This window comes from Spirosoma arboris, assembly GCF_009754945.1.
Lineage (GTDB): Bacteria > Bacteroidota > Bacteroidia > Cytophagales > Spirosomataceae > Spirosoma > Spirosoma arboris.
On the sequence record NZ_WPIN01000009.1, the window covers coordinates 248954 to 266484 of the forward strand.

7 protein-coding genes are annotated in these 17531 nt (G+C 49.5%); all 7 read right to left on the bottom strand.

The genetic code is table 11. From position 1 onward, the window contains the following. Positions 1–44: 44 nt before the first annotated feature. The 7 genes from GO755_RS23670 to GO755_RS23700 all read right to left on the bottom strand — a co-directional run bounded on the left by GO755_RS23670 (position 45) and on the right by GO755_RS23700 (position 17517). Positions 45–2498 (bottom strand): ABC transporter permease, encoded by a 2454-nt coding sequence (locus tag GO755_RS23670; protein WP_157587772.1) that lies wholly within the window; start codon positions 2496–2498, stop codon positions 45–47. Positions 2499–2572: 74 nt separating this feature from the next. After that, positions 2573–4957 carry an FtsX-like permease family protein gene (locus GO755_RS23675; protein ID WP_157587773.1) on the bottom strand — a complete coding sequence of 795 codons (2385 nt, stop codon included), beginning with the start codon at positions 4955–4957 and terminating at the stop codon, positions 2573–2575. A gap of 68 nt (positions 4958–5025) precedes the next feature. Beyond that, on the bottom strand, positions 5026–7383 hold the full coding sequence (locus GO755_RS23680; protein WP_198174908.1) for an ABC transporter permease: 2358 nt from the start codon (positions 7381–7383) through the stop codon (positions 5026–5028). A 74-nt stretch (positions 7384–7457) separates the two neighbouring features. Further along, the gene (locus GO755_RS23685; RefSeq protein WP_157587775.1) at positions 7458–9917 is read right to left on the bottom strand and encodes an ABC transporter permease; all 2460 of its coding nucleotides are present in this window, start codon (positions 9915–9917) and stop codon (positions 7458–7460) included. Positions 9918–9996: 79 nt separating this feature from the next. After that, on the bottom strand, positions 9997–12417 hold the full coding sequence (locus tag GO755_RS23690; RefSeq protein ID WP_157587776.1) for an ABC transporter permease: 2421 nt from the start codon (positions 12415–12417) through the stop codon (positions 9997–9999). Between the two features lie 274 nt (positions 12418–12691). Further along, positions 12692–15070: an ABC transporter permease gene (locus tag GO755_RS23695; protein ID WP_157587777.1), complete on the bottom strand. Its 2379-nt coding sequence runs from the start codon at positions 15068–15070 to the stop codon at positions 12692–12694. A gap of 59 nt (positions 15071–15129) precedes the next feature. Beyond that, a complete protein-coding gene (locus tag GO755_RS23700; protein WP_198174909.1) occupies positions 15130–17517 on the bottom strand; it encodes an ABC transporter permease in 2388 nt (795 codons plus the stop codon). Between the last annotated feature and the right edge of the window lie 14 nt (positions 17518–17531).

A 17531-nucleotide genomic window follows, 5' to 3' on the forward strand; every position in this document is an offset into this window, starting at 1 on the left:
ATATGCAGAATAGACTTTTTTACATCCGACCGGAACGGTCGGTACTACTCACTTCTCAACGATTTCACCGGATTCATCAACGCAGCTCTGATGCTTTGGAAACTCACGGTTAACAGGGCAATGCCAACGGCCAGTGCTCCCGCTAAAGCTAACATCCACCAGTCAATATCAATCTTATACGCGAAGTCCTGCAACCAGCGATTCATGGTCCACCAGGCCACGGGAGATGCCAGCACAATGGCAATCGTCACTAACTTGAGAAAATCTTTGGAGAGCAACCCGACGATACTCGTTATGCTCGCGCCGAGTACTTTCCGAACCCCGATCTCCTTCGTCCGTTGCTCCGTCGTAAAGGATACTAGTCCAAACAAACCAAGGCAGGCTACCAGTATCGTCAATCCAGAGAAAAAGCCCAGAATTTGTCCGGTTTTTAGCTCGGTCGCGTATGAATTCTGGTACCGTTCACCCAGAAACGAGTACACAAATGGCTCATTGGGCATAAGCGTTTTCCACTTCTGCTCCATAGATGCCAGCAGGCCGGCCATGTCTGGCGTTTTAGCCTTCACAATGAGTGTACCGGCATTATTTCCCAGCACCATAACCAACGGGGTAATTCGCTCGTGGAGTGGTCGAAAATGAAAATCTTTTACCACGCCAACGACCTGATACGTTTTTTGAGTATCCTTGGAATTAGACAGGATGTGTTTCAGTGTATGTTTTAGGGCATTGTTTCCCCAGCCAAAGGATCGAGCAGCTGCTTCATTCACAATTATGGCTGACGAATCGGTGCTAAAGTCACGCGAGAAGTTTCGGCCAAGTTGCAATTTCATGCCTAACGTGGGAATGTAATTCTCGTCCACATCGTAGCGCAGGGATTTAACGATCTGAGCCTGGTTGTTATCGGGCGAAACAAAAAAGTTATTGCCGTAGGATTGTCCCGCCGGAAGGAAACCCGATAAGCTTACGTTGACTATTCGAGGATCTTGCCGTAACTGGTCGCGCAGGAGCGCTTCTTTGGAGCCTAGCTGCCAGGTTTGTGGAAGTACAATCACCTGGTCGTTATCATAGCCTAATGGCTTATGCTGCATATACATAAGCTGTTGGTAAACGACCGTGGTGGCAACAATCAGGGTAATTGAAATGACGAACTGAAAAACAACCAGACTACTTCGTAAACCAGCTCCTTTACCCATTGGTAACCAGCCTGATGGCCCGCCCCGGAATGCCGGACCACCTTTTAGTACGACTACTGGTTTGAACGATGACAGGAAAAAAGCCGGATAACTTCCTGCCACGACTCCCGTGAGCAAACCAATCCCGCACAAACCGCCCCATAGCCAATAATCTCCTAAAAAATCAAGCGGAAGCTCCTGTCCAACGAATGCCCGAAATGTAGGTAACACCAGTCGGACAATACTGGTGGATAAAGCCAGTGCAACAGTCGTCAGCAACAACGATTCGATCATAAATTGACCAATTAAGGCTGGCTGGCTTGAACCCATTACTTTTCGAACACCTACCTCGCGAGCTCGTTTTGTAGCGCTGGCTGTTGAGAGGTTCATGAAATTTATGCAGGCGATTAGCAGCATAAATAGTGCAATGGCCCCAAACAGATACACATAGCGAATGTTGCCCAGTGGTTTGAGATCGTACGAAAATGTGGAATGAAGGTGAATGTCGGTCAGAGGTTGTAAGAGTAAGCTAAGTTCATTGCCCTTCTGATGAAATTGAGCTAACGACATACCCATCGCCTGGGGCAATTGCGGGCCCATGTATTTTTCAATGATCTGAGGAAGCTTGACTTCGAGTTGCTTATAATCGTACCCTTTCGGTAAGACGATATAGGTAAAAAACTCGGACTGTAGCCAGCTCGACGATTTTGCCTCGGGTAAGCTGGCCATCGACGCAAACAAATCAAAATCGAAGTGAGAGTTGGACGGTATTTTATCAACCAAACCCGTGATTTTGTAGGCGTTATTTTCCGTTTTCAGGGTAATGATTTTGCCGATCGGGTCGTCGCTACCAAAGTATTTGTGGGCAAATTTTTGCGTTACAACAACTGTGTTGGGCTGCAATAGAGCTGTTTTAGCATCTCCTTTCAGAAACGGAATGGAAAACACCTGGAAAAAGTTGGAGTCAGCGAAGGTAAAAGCACTCTCCTTGAAAGTCTTATCCTGATATGAAATCAATGGAGAACCTCCCATGCGTAAACGGGTAGCCTCCTCCACCTCGGGAAATTCGCTGTGAAGTGCCTGCGCTACAGGCGGCATTACATGGGGCTCGTTCATCTGATTACCCTGTACGCTGCCCCGAAAAAACACACGTACAGTTCGGTCTGCCTTGTCGTTGAAACGATCGTAGCTGAGTTCGTGCAGTACATACACCAGAATCAGTAGACATGTTGCCAGGCCAAGGGCTAAACCCACAATGTTGATGGCCGAAAACAGGCGGTTTCGGACCAGATTCCGCCAGGCGATTTTGATGTAGTTCGTTAGCATAGGGCATAGGGTTTTGGGCATGGAGCTAGGGGCAGAGGGGGTGTTTTCTTTACCCCTATGCCCCTAGCCCCACACTACTCAGATCGTAAACTCTTGACCGGATTCATCAGGGCGGCTTTCACACTCTGAAAACTTACCGTCAGTAACGCAACACCTACAGCCAGCAAACCCGCCAAGGCGAACATCCACCACTCAATGTCGATCTTGTAGGTGAAGCTCTGTAGCCATTTATTCATGGCGTACCACGCAATGGGCGAAGCAATAACAATGGCGATCAGCGTTAGCCGAACAAACTCCTGCCCAAACAGCCAGAGAATAGACGGCACACTGGCGCCCAATACTTTCCGCACACCGATTTCTTTTGTTTTCTGAGCCACCATGAAGGAGACTAAGCCAAACAGTCCCAGACAACCAATAAATATGGCGATCAGCGCAAAGACACTGAGCAAGGTCAGCATCAACTCATCCAGTGCATAGAAATTAGCGATTCGCTGGTCCAGAAACTGGTACGAATAAATGAATTCGGGGAAGGTTTCCGTCCAGATTTTCTCTATTGCTGGCAGCGACGTTCTGAGTGTGCTCGTATTCATCCGAACCGCACAAACCTGATACGCACCTACATTCGCCCGGATGCAAATGGGAGGAATCGACTGCCGGAACGAGCCGTTATGAAAATCCTTCATCACGCCAACAATGGGGCCTTTTCGTTTGCCTTTGCTGGTGTACATTATTTTTCCGATGGCTTCCTGCGGAGATTTCAGGTTCAGTGATTTCAGCGCCACTTCGTTCAACACATACTCATGGGTGGTGTCGGAATGAGTGATGTTGCGACCGGCCAGCATGGTAAGTCCGAAGGTAGGAACATATTCCTCGTCGGCATCTTTCGTAACGATCAGAAATTTCTCGTCCTCCGCCCGACCGTCGAGCCGTATCGTGGTTGCGTTAATGCCTAAATCGGCGGGGGCCTGGTAGCAGAACGATACTTTTTCGACACCAGAAAGTTGCAGAAACTGGGACTTGAGCGTACTCATTTTGGCGTTATCCTGAACCGGCAACGGCAGCATCACGACGCCATCTTTTGTGAACCCCATATCGGCCTGATGTGCATACCGCATCTGGTTGGTAATGACGATGGTGCCGATAATCAGCAACTGCGACAACGCCAGCTGCCCCACCACCAGCACCCGACGCAGCGAGAACCCGCCAATGTGACGCTGTGCCAATCGACCACTGAGGGCCAATACTGGTCTGAAACCCGCCAGCACCAGGCCGGGGTAGGCTCCAGACAGAAACGTGACGACTAAGGTTGACAGGAGCAGGAAGAGCGGAAGTCGGAAGTCGCTGAACAGATTGAGCGACAAGTTGATTTGTAACAGCTGACCCAGCAAGGGCAACGTCATCGCGGCCACGCCGAGGGCAAGCAATGTGGCCAGTACACTGATAAGACCCGTTTCGGCTATGAACTGCCAAAAAAGCTGCCTTGGACGACTTCCTAACACTTTCCGAACGCCGATCTCTTTGGCTCGTTTGAGTGCCTGCGCCGTGGCTAGATTAATGAAATTGACGCAGGCGACTACAATCAAGAGGAAGCCAATCAGCGATAACACCCACAGATTTGTTTTGTCGATGCTCCCGCTGTAATTGGTGTTGAGGTGCATATCGGCAATGGGCTGAAGCTTGAGGACATTATGCTTATTACTCTCGTCGGTCACGTATTTTTTCATGACGCTGGCCAGCGCTGCCTCTGCTGTTGCTACTGATGTGGTTGGCTTTAGTAACGTAAAGACCTGAAGGCTACCCGAGTAGTTGCCCCAGTTTTCTTCATTGAAATAGTCATCAAATTGCTTGGCGTTAGCAAACGAGAGGTAAATTTCTTCCCGACGGTCGGTGTTAGCTGGAAGATCGCGCAGGACGCCCGTTACGGTAAAATCCATCCGATTGTCGAACCGAAACGTTTTGCCCATTGGATTTGCTGTCCCGAAAAACTTCTGGGCCATACGTGCCGTCAGGATTGCTGTGTTGGGGGCGTTAAGGGCCGTTTGCGCATCGCCTTGTAGCAACGGAAAGTCGAGAATGCTGAAGAGGTCGCTCTCTGCAAACGCGACGTCTGATGGGTATTTATCGATCTTTCCGGCGTTTGGAACCATAATCGCCATTCCGCCAACCGATAGTACTCGGGCCGTTTTTTCGGCAAACGTCTGTTCATCACGAATCACCCGACCCAGTGGCGAATACACCCCCGACGAGTAATTAAGCCCATCGTGGTGCGTTTCCATAACGACGCGATAAATGCGGTCGGCATTCGTATGAAACCGATCGACGCCATAATGGTAAGCCACCAGCGTAAAGATCAGAACTCCGCATGTGAGGCTCAGGGCCAGCCCCAGCACATTGATGGATGCATAAACCTTGTTACGAACCAGGTTCCGCCAGGCGATTTTAATGTAGTTTGTCAGCATAGGTTGTGGGGCGTTGAGCAGGGTGCATGGAGCAGGGACTAGCAACCCGTGCACCCTGCTCAACGCATTTATTCAGATCGTAAACTCTTCACTGGATTCGTTAAGGCGGCTTTGATACTCTGAAAACTGACGGTCAATAACGTAATGCCAACGGCCAGCAAACCGACTAGGGCAAACATCCACCACTCAATGTCGATTTTATAGGCGAAGTCCTGCAACCAGCGATTCATGGCCCACCAGGCAATAGGGGAGGCAATGACGATAGCGATCAATACCAGTTTCAGGAAATCTTTCGAGAGCAGCGTAACGATACTCGCTACCGAAGCCCCCAACACTTTCCGTACGCCAATTTCCTTCGTTCGCTGTTCGGCGGTAAAGGCGGCCAGACCGAACAAACCCAGACAGGCAATAAGAATGGCAATGTTCGTAAGTAGATTCAGTACGTTAGCAAGCCGCTGTTCGACCTGGAACAGGTTGTTAAATGCCTCATCGAGGAAATAGTACTTGAACGGCATTTCGGGAGCGTATTTATGGAAAATGCCTTCAAGTGTAGCTACCTGCTTCAGCAAGTTGGCCTGTTTATGGAAACGGATGTAAAATGTTCCACCGAATTCTGCATTGTTTCGGCTGGTGTCGGGGCCGACAAAAAGAATAATTGGATTGACTGTATTCTTTACAGATGTCAGAAAAAAATCGTCGAGAACACCGGCCACCTCTTTTTGTTGCTCGCCCAGGCTTACTGATTGACCAATGGGATTTTTGGCGATACCCAGTTCTTTAGCCGCAGTCTGGCTAATAACCGTATATTTTGCTGCTTTTCCGTGGGGCGGCAATTTCCAGTGCAATTGAAGGGTTTCGATAAATTCATTATCGACGCTCATCCCCAGCAGTGTAATCGGGCTTTTGATTGCGGCTGTCTTTGCCGACCAAATATTAAATCCACCGTCGAAGATGGCCAAACCGCCAGCCGCTACGTGTTGAACACCACTTTGTTGCCGAATCTCATTTCGGAAACTGGCATAGTTTTTCGCCAAAGGCCCTGCCATAGAAATACCCATTACCCGTTCGGTACTCAGGCCCAGGTCTTTCGTTTGCATGTGATTAAGCTGCCGCTGGACGACTAGTGTGCAAAAAATAAGCCCACCCGACAAGACGAACTGGAACACCACCAGGGTGCGTCGTACTCCAAAACGATCCGTCCGGGTAAAGTGGCCTTTCAATACGTTCAAGGGCGCAAAGCCAGATAACAACAGAGCCGGATAGCTTCCGGCCAGCAGAATACTGATAATAAAGACACTCACCACCGTCCCTATGAAATAAGGATGCCAGAGGAAAGAGTCGTCTAACGTCGTGTTAATGAAGGTCATAAACGGCGTTTTGGCAACGATGAGCAAGGAGATCCCAAGTCCAAATGCCAGGGCGCTTAGCAGTGTCGACTCCGTGAAAAACTGCCAGATCAGTGCTCCACGACTGCCACCCAATGCTTTCCGCATACCAACTTCTTTGGCACGTATGGTGGCACGGGCCGTTGTTAAATTCATGTAGTTGATTAATGCCAACAAAAGAACACTGAGGCCTACCCAGAAAAATGTAGACACATAGGCCGTTGCCGAACTACCGCCGTCAGGAGATAAGTGTTGTTGGGTAATCGGGACGGTATAAGCGGTAATTTTTTCTTTTGGATCGTCTGATAAGGAAATATGTTTGTTAATAAATGAGGCAATCGTTTTTATGTCTTCAGTGCTGGAAAGCCGCATAAAGGTTTCACCAGCGGCCCCGTTCTTTCGCTGCCATTCGTCGGCAATTGTGTTGAACGTACTGGCTGAGATGAGCAGTGGAAATGAAAAAATCGTGTTGGATGGTAAATCCTGCATGACACCCGCTACTTCCAATGGGTGTTTCTGGTTGAACATCAGTGTTTTACCCATTGGGTCTTCCTGACCAAATAAATTCTTAGCCAGTGTTTCGGTCAGAATGACCGTTTGGGGGCGACTTAGTGCCTTACGCCCATCGCCCTGCTTCATCTGAAAGTTGAACAAGTCGAAGAAAGACGGTTCTGCATAATATAAGCCCTTGACGTACAAGGGTGTATTTCTATATTGTACTACGTCCTTCCCTTGCCAGTCACCACTAATAAGCCGCGTCATCACTTCGACCTGGGGCACCTGCCGACGAATACGGTCAGTTACAGAGAGTGCCAGGCTCATTGAATTTATATCCATGCTTTCGCGCTTCATCCGTGCCGATAATCGAACTGTACGGTCAGCGTTTGGATGGAAACGGTCGTAGCTATGCTCATGCACGACGTAAAGCAAAATCAATAGACTCACGGCAATACCAACGGCCAGTCCACCAATGTTGATGAGGCTATAAAGCTGATGCCGCCAGAGATTTCGAAGCGCGATTTTAATATAGTTCGTTAGCATAGGGCTTAGGGTTTTGGTGTGGAGCATGGAGCGCGGAGCAGGGACTAGCCACCCGTGCTCCACGCTCCATGCTTTTATTCAGAACGTAGACTCTTCACTGGATTCATCATCGCGGCTTTGATACTTTGAAAACTCACGGTCAGGAGCGCGACGCTAACCGCCAACAAACCGGCCAGTGCGAACATCCACCACTCAATGTCGATCTTAAACGCGAATTTCTGTAGCCACTGATTCATGACGTACCAGGCCAGTGGCGAACTCAGCACCAGAGCAACCAGTACCAGTTTGACGAAATCAACCGAGAACAAGCCGAAAATATGGGCAGTCGAGGCCCCCAGCGCTTTTCGGATTCCTACTTCTTTGGTTCGGGTTTCGGCCATGAAGGCGACGACACCATAAAGACCCAGGCAACCAATGAAGATGGCAATAGCCGCCAGCAGCCGGAACAGCGCGTACATCTGCTCTTCACTTTTGTAGAAGTTCGCCAGCCGCTGATCCAGAAATTCGTATTTAAACACAAAGTCGGGAAAGGTAGCATTCCAGGCCGTTTCAACCTGACCAATCAACCGACTGATTGCCTCTGTACTTTGGCCAGGTGTAAGTTTTACGCCTAAGCTGCGGTACTGATCGCGATAGGAGGTCAGTATAATCGGTTCAATGTGTTGGTGTAATGAGTACGAATTGAAATCCTTTACGACGCCAACAATCGGCTTTTTCAGCGTTTCGCCATTGACCGTCATGAACTTACCGATAACCTGTTCCGGTTTCTGAAAGCCCAGGCGTTTCATGAAGGCTTCGTTAATGACAAACTCCCGTATGGTATCGCCCGGTTGATACAGCCGCCCCGCAATCAGGCGCAGACCATACGTGCGGACATAAGCGGTATCGGCGGGGCGCATGAGTATGCCATAGTCGGAATCTTTATCCGCGTTTCCGAAACGAAAACCGGTCGACCAGTTGCTGCTGGATGAGGGGGTTGTCATGGCGAAACTCATCGACTGAATACCCGGTAAACCCGTCAGTTTCGCTCTCAGACTTTCCAGTTGTCCAGGATTTTTCTCCGGGATAAACACGGCTAGTACCGCATCCCGGCTATAGCCCAAGTCGGCCGAGCGGAAGTACTTCATCTGGTAATACGCAATGATCGTTCCGATGATGAGCAACTGCGAAATGGCAAACTGACCCACAATTAGACCCCGACGAAGTGTCAGTTGATTAATGCCCGAAGAGCCGGCCTGCGATGCCCGAATCTTGCCTTTGAGTGCCAGAATAGGCTGATACCCTGACAGAACCAAAGCAGGATAGAAGCCCGCCAATGCAGTGGTGAGCACCCCTAACGTAACTAAAAAGACAATCACGGTGGGATCGAGCAGGGTGGCAGCACCCGGTTTAATATTGAGCAACTCGCCCACGTAAGGCAAGGCTATTTGTGCAAGCAGGAAACCAAGAATCATCGCCAGACCCGTCAATACACCGGTTTCGCCCAGAAACTGCCGCACCAATTGGCCGCGTGAACTGCCCAGTACTTTCCGAACGCCCACCTCTTTGGCCCGACGAATCGCCTGGGCTGTAGCCAGGTTGATAAAATTAACGCAGGCCGTAGTCAGGATAAACAGACCAATGAGCCCCATTGCCCAGATCATTTCTATACTAACAGTCCGCTTGGCGTAATTATCCGTGCGGGTGTCGGTATGGATGCTGGTTAGAGGTTGTAAGGCATAAATCAGGTCACGGGCGTCCTCGGGCTTCTGGTACTTATTCACGAAAGCCACAAGCTGCTTATCCATCTGAGCCGACTCAATCAGCTGATCTTCCGCTGTGCCGGGGAGCTTCAAATAAATCTGTGCACCACCATAAGTCGACTGCCAGTCATCCCAATTCGTATTAGCCCCAAACTGTTTCAACGATGCAAACGACAGTAAAACTTCGAAGGGCATACTCGTCGTTGCGGGCAGGTTCTGAACGACACCCGCTACCACAAAATCCATCTTGTTTTCAACACGCAGGGTTTTCCCCATTGGGTTGCCCGTGCCAAAGTACTTTTGGGCCATTTGCTCACTGAGCACAACCGTATTCGGATTGTTGAGTGAGGTTTGCGGACTTCCGTTTTTCCAGCCGAAATCGAACAGCCGGAAGTATTCGGGTTCGACAAACGCGACCACACCGTCGCCCTCCTGGAACTTCTTCGCCGGTACCCCCGATTTTTGTCCCACAGTTACGACCACATTGGCAATGCGGTTAACCATCGTGACATCATGTTTCAGGTTCGGAAAATCGTTTCGAAGGGCCGCCAGTGCAGGCAATGGAATACCCGCGTTCCGTCGATCCGTATTGTTTTTTTTGTTGAACGATATAAGCCGGTACGTTTGGGCGGCATGAGCATTGTGCTTATCGAAACTCAATTCGTAGCGAATCGCCAGGAACAACAGCAGGCAGCAGGCCAGACTAAGGGTCAACCCCAGCACGTTAATGACCGAATAACTCCAGTTGCGCTTCAGGGCGCGAAGGGCGGTGGTGAGATAACTTTTTAGCATATGTAGTGCCGACCGTCCCGGTCGGGTGATAAAATGGTTTACAGCCGACCAGGACGGTCGCTGGGCCGCCAGAGTGGCATTACTCTGATCTCAACGATTTGACCGGGTTCATCAACGCGGCTTTCACACTTTGGAAGCTTACAGTTAGTAAGGCAACCCCAACCGATAGCACGGCCGACAGCGCGAAGACCCACCACGAAATGTCAATCTTGTAAGCAAAGTCTTCCAGCCAGCGGCTCATGGCGTACCAGGCAACGGGCACAGCAATCACGATGGCAATAGCAACCAGTTTCAGAAAGTCTTTGGAGAGTAATGCCACGATACTACCGACCGACGCGCCGAGTACTTTACGCACGCCAATTTCTTTGGTACGCTGCTCGGCGGTGAATGTAGCCAGACCGAAAAGACCTAAGCAAGCCACGAAAATGGTAAGACCCGCAAAAATGCCGAGGATACTGCCGATTTTCTGCTCAGCTCGATAGGTGGCCATAAAACGCTCATCCAGAAACGAGTAGGCAAAGGGAGCATCGGGCATGAGCTGAGTCCACTGCTGTTTCATACTAGCCAATAAGCCCGAAATGTCCTTGGTTTTCACCTTCACAATCACCGTCCCTGAATTGTGACCCAGCACCATGACTAATGGTGCAATTTGCTCGTGCATCGACTTGAAGTGGAAATCTTTGACGATGCCAATGACGCGGTACGTAGCTTTTCTTCCTTCGTTGTTGGCGTTTGTAATGGTATGGCCTAGCGCTTTGTCGCCCCAGCCAAATGTCTTAGCGGCTGTTTCATTCAGGATCACGCCCGATGAATCGGTGCCGTATTGCTGAGAAAAATTCCGACCTGTTGCCATCTGCATACCCAGCGTTGGGATGTAATTATAATCGACATCGTAGCGGAGGGTTTTTATCAACTGCGTCGAATTGGTTTCGGGATAGACCGTGAAGTTGTTGTTATTACTTGGACCGGCGGGCAAATAGCCAGACGTACTAACATTCACGACGCGAGGGTCCTGCATGATCTGGTTACGGAATACGTCTTCCTTTTGTCCCAGCAACCAGGTTTCTGGCAACACCAGCACCTGGTCTTTGTCGTACCCGAGTTTCTTGTTCTGAATGTAACTTAGCTGACGGTACACCACGGTGGCGCCTACCATCAGTGAGATCGAAATGAAGAATTGAAAAACGACCAAACCGCTACGTAATCCGATACTGTTTCGGCTCGACGTAAACTTGCCCTTTAGTACCGCAATCGGCTTGAAGGACGATAGAAAAAAAGCTGGGTAGCTTCCCGCCAGAACACCTACTAGCAAACCAAGTATCAACAGGCTTGGTAATAACCAGGCATTCGTTGTGAAATTCAGGGTCAATTCTTTGCCCGCCAATTGGTTGAAAAGCGGCAACGCCATGTAAACCAGACCGATGGCCAGAAGTAAGGCAATCGCCGTCAGCAGGAGCGATTCGATCAGGAATTGATTGGCCAGCGCCATTTTGACAGAACCCAGCACTTTTCGAATACCCACTTCTTTTGCTCGTTTGGAGGCACCTGCTGTGGATAGGTTCATGAAGTTGATGCAGGCAATGAGCAGCATAAACAGAGCGACCGCACCAAAAATATAAACGTAGCGAATGTCGCTCCCCGCTTCCAGATTCTGCGTCATCTCCGAGTGTAGGTGAATGTCGGTCAGCGGTTCCAGAAACAGGCCAATGTCGTTGCCTTTTTGCCGGAATTGAGCCAGTGTCATGCCCATCGCCTGTTGCAACTGAGGAGCCATGTATTTCTCCACCACCTGCGGCATTTTGGCTTCCAGTTGCTGGTAATCATAGCCTTTGGGCAAGACTAAATAGGTGTGAAATTCGGACGTCATCCACGAGTTCGATTTGGCATCTGGATGGCTGGCCATGGAGATAAACAGGTCGAAATGGAAATGCGCGTTGGTGGGCACTTTGTCAATGACGCCAGTAATTTGATAGCCCGTATTCCAGCCTTTAATCGTCAGGACTTTGCCAATCGGATTTTCGTTGCCGAAATACTTCTGGGCCATCGCCTGGGTAATAACCGCCGTATTGGGCCGAATTAGAGCCGTTTTTGCATCACCCTGAAGTAGCGGAAGCGTGAATACCTGGAAAAAATTAGAGTCTACGTAGGCAATGGCGTTATCCTTGAAGGTTTTATCGCCAATTGTAATGAGGGGGGCACCACCCTGACGTAAGCGAGTGGATTCCAATACTTCTGGGTAATCGGCTTTGAGGGTTTTGGCAACGGGCGGCATCACGTGGGCTTCGTTCATTTTGCCACCCTGTATCGAGCCTTTGAAAATGACGCGCACAATCCGATCAGCCTTTTCGTTGAAGCGGTCGTAGCTGAGTTCATCGAGCACGAACAGGCTAATGAGCATGCAAGTGGCCAACCCAAGCGCTAGTCCAGTAATGTTGATAGCAGAGAATGCCCGGTTGCGAACCAGATTCCGCCAGGCGATTTTGATATAGTTTTGCAGCATGGGTACTCGATGTTATACAGGCTAAGCTAAGAAGCTATAGACACATACCCAAATGATGTACCATGATTGTAATTGGTTGATTATTAGGTATATGGAATTTGTTGGTAGCCACTTTGTGTCCGCAAACGGACGCTTGGCGGACAGTTGCGGACAATGTCAGAACCGGGATTTAGCTGATTTAAGGATTAAAGCTGATTTTGCCTTCCGCTTCTTCGAAGCGAATCAATAAACAAAATCAGCTTTAATCCTTAAATCAGTTAAATCCCGGTTCTGACTACTCCGCTCGCAGGCTTTCTGTTGGATTATCAAGGGCAGCCCGGTAGGTTCGGATGCCAATGGTTAGACCGCCCAGAACGAGCAAACTGCCGAAGCAAAGGGCGAATGTTTCCAGTCCAAGGGAAACGTGATAAGCGAAATTACTCAGGAATGCATAGCCTGCCAGATAACCAAGCGGCATGGCAATAGCGGCCGCAATGAGTAGCAAGCGTACAAAATCACGTGATAATAGCCAGACAATCTGACTCACCTGGGCACCCAGTATTTTGCGAACGCCCACTTCCTTCACGCGGGTTTGGGTGTTGTAGGTAACCATTCCCAGAAGCCCCAGGCAGGCAATTGAAAACGATAATACAAGCAGCAGCGTCGTAAAATCCATGTCTTCAGGATGGGTATGGCGTTGTTGCAGGAAATCGGTATACCATTGTCCGGTAAACGGTTCATAAGGGCTGAGTCGTTTCCAGATGCGTTTGGTATCGGCTAGAACAGCGTCCTCATTGCCAGCCGCTACACCAACGGTCAGATAGCGAAATTGAGCAGGGTTATTTTGGATAATCAGCGGTTTGATTGACCAGGCGAAGGACGTAAACCGGAAATCTTTCAACACTCCGGCAACCTGAACTTCGGTGCTATCGTTGAGCCACAGAGATTTGCCCACTGCTTCACGAGAATTACCGAGTCGGAAGGTTTTGGCTGCTTCTTCGTTGATCAGCACCAGACGGGAACCGCCCGACGCTACTGAATCTGCCGTGGCTGGGGGAAGGTTCTGGCCTGCCAGCAAGGTTAGATTCATGGTCGCTATAAACTGCGGATCGGAAGCCCAGACAAAAGCCGTTGATGAATCCAGGCCATTACGTTCCCGTTTCACGGTATGGTCATAGCCATACGAACCAAATAATTCCGAGGTGGCAGATACCTGCTCAACACCCGCCAACTGGTTTATTTCGTTGGCTAGTCGTTGGGCAGGAATTGTATTGAGTGGAATCGTTAGAACCCGGTCGCGCTGAAAACCATAATCAGCCGTTGCCATATAGTTCATCTGCCGACTCATGGACAGAAGCGCGATCATGGCAATCATCGAGATCGCAAACTGAGCGACAATCAGCGATTTACGCAGTGAAATTCCCCTGATCACGCGTAGTCCTGTTTGACTACGCAATACCTGCGATGGCTGAAAACCAGATAGAATGCGGGCCGGAATAACGCCCGCCAGCAAACCGGCTATCACACTGAATACCACAAAAATTGCCGTTAGCTGCCAGTTCCACACCACACCGCCAATAAGCCATTTCTGCACAAAAACCATGGGTTTAATGAATTCGAGCATGACATTGGCGAGTCCCAGCGCCAGCAGCGATAGAATAACCGACTCAGCCATGAATTGCCCAACCAGTTGCCAGCGAACGGCTCCAGCCACTTTCCGAATTCCCACCTCGCGGGCGCGACTCAGCGAACGGGCCAGCGTCAGGTTAATGTAGTTAAACGCGGCCAGCAACAGGGTTAGTAAACCCACGCCAGCTTCGACCAATAGGCCACCTATCTGTGGTTCATTTGTCGCACGCATGAGTTCCTGACGGGAGGGCGACAGTTTCGTGAACGGCTGAACGCGCAAACTGTAGCCTTTTTCGGTTTTGAAATGCAGATTACGGGTTGCCCGGCCGACGACAGAGGGAAGAACCTGTTTGAGGGCATCAGCGGTGGTGCCGGGTTTCAGTAATACGTAGGTGAGACCAGTCTGATAGTTGCGCCAGTCGGCAAACGAAGCACGCTGTTGCGGATTCCAGGGCGTCTGCAACGAGAACAGCATATCGAATACCAAATGCGACTTAATGGGCATGTCGGCCAATACACCCGTGACCGTAAATTGCCCTAATTCGGTATTTTGTAGCACCTGCCCAACGGGATTGGCGGTGCCAAAAAACTTCTCAGCGGTTTCGCGAGTCAGAACAACCGTATTGGGCTCCGTTGCCGGTCGACCCTTCGCCAGCTTATAGCCGAAAATGCGGAAGAAACCTGGATCGACGGCATAAGACACTGTTGTGAATCGCTTTTGGTTACTCGAAAACTCCGCGTACGTTTTGGCGACACGAGCAGCCTCTTCCACGAAGCTATAGTCCCGCTTTAACGTCGCTGCCAGCGGCATAGGCGATGTGGCGAACGGAGTTATATCGTTATCCTTTCCGACTACATCGGTCAGAATTCGGTACGTACGGCCGCGGTTGGGGTGGAAATTATCGTAATCAAACGACCCTTTGATGTGCGCTATTGCCAGAAAACACACCACTAATCCTGACGCAAGGCCAAAGACATTTATGACCGAAAACAACTTGTGTTTCCAGAGATTTCGCCAGGCAATTTTGAGATAGCTAGTTAGCATAAGTTTAGGGGGAGGGGTAGGGTGTGGGGGACAAGGAGCAGGGTTTTCCCTGCTCCTTGCTATTCACTTCGTAAACTCTTGACCGGATTCATCAACGCGGCTTTGATACTTTGGAAACTCACGGTTAGGAAAGCGATACCCATCGCCAGAAAACCTGCCAGCACAAACGACCACCAGGGTACCGCAATATGATAGGCAAAATCTTCGAGCCAGCGATTCATCGCGAACCAGGCTAACGGTGCCGCAAGGAGGATCGCTACGATGACCAGCTTTAAAAAGTCTTGTGAGAGTAAATTAATAAGGCTGGGTACACTGGCTCCCAACACTTTCCGAATGCCAATTTCCTTTGTACGCTGTTTGGCGATAAAGGTTGCCAATGCAAACAGGCCCAGGCAGGCAATGAAAATGGCTAACCCAGCAAACAAGCTACAAACACGACCAAATTGCTGCTCGGCTTTGTATTGCTCATTGAAAAAGGTATCCAGAAAAAAGTAGTCAAATGGATTGCCTGGAAAAATCTGGTCATATTTAGCCTTGATATTGGCCAGTTTATTATCCAACTCATCAGTCGACGCAAGCTGTAGTGAAAAGAACCGGGCATCGTCGGGGATGAAGCGCATGAGCATGGGCCAATGGCCTTTTTGTAATCCCTGCTGATGGTAATCTTTCACCACACCAACAATCAGTAACGTATCGCCTGAGTTAACGCGCTTGCCAACTGCCTCAGCAGGACTGTCGAATCCCAACAGTTTAACGGCGGTTTCATTGATAAGGGCATTATGACGATCGGTGCCAAAGGTGCGGTTGAAATTACGCCCCGCTACCAGCTTGATATCGTAGGCATCCAGAAATGTATAATCAATGGCCGTATTGTACAGGGTGTTGGCAACAGCATCGGTGCGATCTAATCGCCGGGCATCACGCGTCCACAGAATTTCGATGCCTGGAACGTAAGCCGAGGTCGTCACTTTCTTGACCAGATTAGCTCCAACCAGTTCCTGTTTGAACGCATTGACTTTGGCTTCATAGGTTGAATCCGCATTTGATATGCCCCGTAAAATCAGTTTATTAGTTACACTAAAGCCTAAGTCCTGATCCTGCATGTAGCGCAGTTGCTGGTAGACGGTTATCGTGCCAATGATCAGAACAACCGAAGAAACAAACTGGAAAACAATCAGGCTTTGCCGAAGTGACAACCCACCTGTCAGGCTGCTTAATTTGCCTTTTAAAACAGTAATCGGCTGGAAACTCGACAATAGAAATGCCGGATATAAACCCGACAATAACGTACCGATCAGGAATACGCCTATTGCTGGCAACCAAAGATCTTGCTGCAACCACTGGGTTAATGAGAGCGGCCGCCCGGTCAGATTGTTGAAATACGGTGCACTAACTTGTATGATAACCAAGGCAACGGCAACCGCCAGCAAGTTGAGAATCAGCGATTCCAGTAAAAATTGGATAATCAACTGCGACCGTTCGGCACCTGCTACTTTCCGAATACCTACTTCTTTCGCCCGATCCATGGCCCGGGCCGTTGCCAGATTAATATAATTGACCCAGGCAATGACCAAAATAAACAGGGCGATAATCGACAGTACCGTCACCGACTTACCATTGCCGTTCACCTCGGCTTCCTGATTCAGATTCGAATACAGGTGAATATCGCGCAAGGGCTGGAGTAATAGATCATTGTGCATGCCAGCTGTTCTATTCGGACTGGGATTGTACTTTTGAACCAGGTCGGTAATCTTCGCCTGAAACTGATCTGGATTCGTACTCGGTTTCAGTTTGACGTAGGTATAGAAATCATACCATCCCCAACTCGTCTGAGCCTCAGGCTCGGTTCGGTACGAGAAAAGCAGGTCGAGTTCGAGGTGGGAGTTTTTGGGGTAATCTTTATAAACGCCTTTCACCAGATACGGCTCACGCCCGAGCAGGAGGGTTTTGCCCATAGGGTTCTGGTTACCAAAATATTTCCGGGCCGTCGTTTCCGACATCACCACCGTATGTTTGTCGCTTAATGCTGTTGCTGGATTCCCACTCAGAAAGTCGATCTTGAAAATCTTGAAAACGGAATTATCGGCGAAGGAGTAATTGTCTTCCCGATAATGAACGTTGTTATACGTTACCACATCCGTTTGGGCATCATACAGTCTCGCAGTTTCCAGCACTTCCGGAAAATCCTTTTTCAGCGCAGGCGCAATAGCGGGGAACGACGTAGCTGATTTAAATGCCAGTTTGCCGTTCTGATAACTATCCAATTCGATGCGGTAGATGTTTTGCGCATCCGGGTGGAAATCATCATAACTCCTCTCGAACGTAACGTACTGCAAAATGAGCAGACAGGACGCCATCCCCACGGCTAGACCTAACGTATTAATCAGAAAGAACGGCCTGTTTTTCAACAGGTTCCGCCAGGCGATTTTAAAATAGTTTCGTAGCATGAGGGCGTAGGAGT

Bases quoted from the DNA above. Each gene is read 5' to 3' on its own strand.
- GO755_RS23670 (WP_157587772.1), bottom strand. From the start codon at position 2,498: ATGCTAACGAACTACATCAAAATCGCCTGGCGGAATCTGGTCCGAAAC.
- GO755_RS23675 (WP_157587773.1), bottom strand. From the start codon at position 4,957: ATGCTGACAAACTACATTAAAATCGCCTGGCGGAACCTGGTTCGTAAC.
- GO755_RS23680 (WP_198174908.1), bottom strand. From the start codon at position 7,383: ATGCTAACGAACTATATTAAAATCGCGCTTCGAAATCTCTGGCGGCAT.
- GO755_RS23685 (WP_157587775.1), bottom strand. From the start codon at position 9,917: ATGCTAAAAAGTTATCTCACCACCGCCCTTCGCGCCCTGAAGCGCAAC.
- GO755_RS23690 (WP_157587776.1), bottom strand. From the start codon at position 12,417: ATGCTGCAAAACTATATCAAAATCGCCTGGCGGAATCTGGTTCGCAAC.
- GO755_RS23695 (WP_157587777.1), bottom strand. From the start codon at position 15,070: ATGCTAACTAGCTATCTCAAAATTGCCTGGCGAAATCTCTGGAAACAC.
- GO755_RS23700 (WP_198174909.1), bottom strand. From the start codon at position 17,517: ATGCTACGAAACTATTTTAAAATCGCCTGGCGGAACCTGTTGAAAAAC.